This window comes from Streptomyces sp. NPDC058812, assembly GCF_042744565.1.
Classification (GTDB): domain Bacteria; phylum Actinomycetota; class Actinomycetes; order Streptomycetales; family Streptomycetaceae; genus Streptomyces; species Streptomyces thinghirensis.
This window is the reverse complement of sequence record NZ_JBHYOB010000084.1, coordinates 1-1,110: the sequence shown is the minus strand read 5'-3', so window position 1 is coordinate 1,110 and position 1,110 is coordinate 1. Positions and strand designations below refer to the sequence as shown.

Genomic DNA, 1,110 nt, shown 5'->3' with positions numbered 1-1,110 from the left:
CCCACACCCACGGCCACCCCACCACCTGGCCCACCACCCCCACCTGGACCCACCTCCCCACCTACCCCTTCCAACACCACCCCTACTGGCTCGACACCCCCACCACCACCCCCACCGACGCCACCACCCTCGGCCAACAACCCACCCACCACCCCCTCCTCGGCGCCGCCATCAACCTCCCCGACCACACCACCCTCTTCACCGGACGCCTCAACCTCACCACCCACCCCTGGCTCACCGACCACGCCGTCCACGGCACCGTCATCCTCCCCGGCACCGCCCACCTCGACCTCGCCCTCCACGCCGCCACCCACCTCGGCCACCACCACCTCGACACCCTCACCCTCGAAACCCCCCTCACCCTCACCCCCGACCAAACCCTCACCCTCCAACTCACCCTCACACCCCCCGACCAACACGGCACCCACACCATCACCATCCACACCCACCCCCACACCAACAACCCCGACCAACCCGCCACCTGGACCCGCCACGCCACCGCCACCCTCACCCCCCAACCACCCACCACCCCCACACCCCAACCCCCCACCACCTGGCCCCCCACCCACGCCCAACCCCTCAACACCACCCACCTCTACCACCACCTCACCACCCTCGGATACGACTACGGCCCCACCTTCCAAGGCCTCCACCACGCCTGGCGCCACCACAACACCATCTACGCCGAAACCACCCTCCCCCCCAACACCCCCACCACCGGCCACACCCTCCACCCCGCCCTCCTCGACACCGCACTACACTCCCTGCTGGTGGGAAGCGACGGCGAAGAGCTGCGTCTGCCCTACGAATTCACGGGAGTGCGGGTGTACGGCACGGGCGCCGACGCCGCGCGGGTACAGGCGATCCTGGGTGCGGACGGAACGGCTCGTATCACGCTCACCGACGAGTCCGGAAGCGCCCTCATGGACATCGAGGCGCTGGTCACGCGTGAGGCCGATGCCGCCCAACTGGCCGCCCTGGCGCGCAACGCGCACCGTGCCCCGTTGCTGGCCTGCGAGTGGGTTGAGGTGGCTGAGGAAGCCGAGCCCTCAACACCCCCAACCCGTGCCGTCATCGGTGAGGCGTTGCCCGGACTCCCCGACGACACAC

The 1,110-nt window shown here is 69.9% G+C and carries 1 protein-coding gene; it reads left to right on the top strand.

Annotation, left to right across the window (positions count from 1 at the left end; genetic code table 11):
• On the top strand, positions 1–1,110 hold a 1,110-nt coding region (locus ACFW48_RS38795; RefSeq protein ID WP_386323397.1), incomplete at both ends, for a polyketide synthase dehydratase domain-containing protein.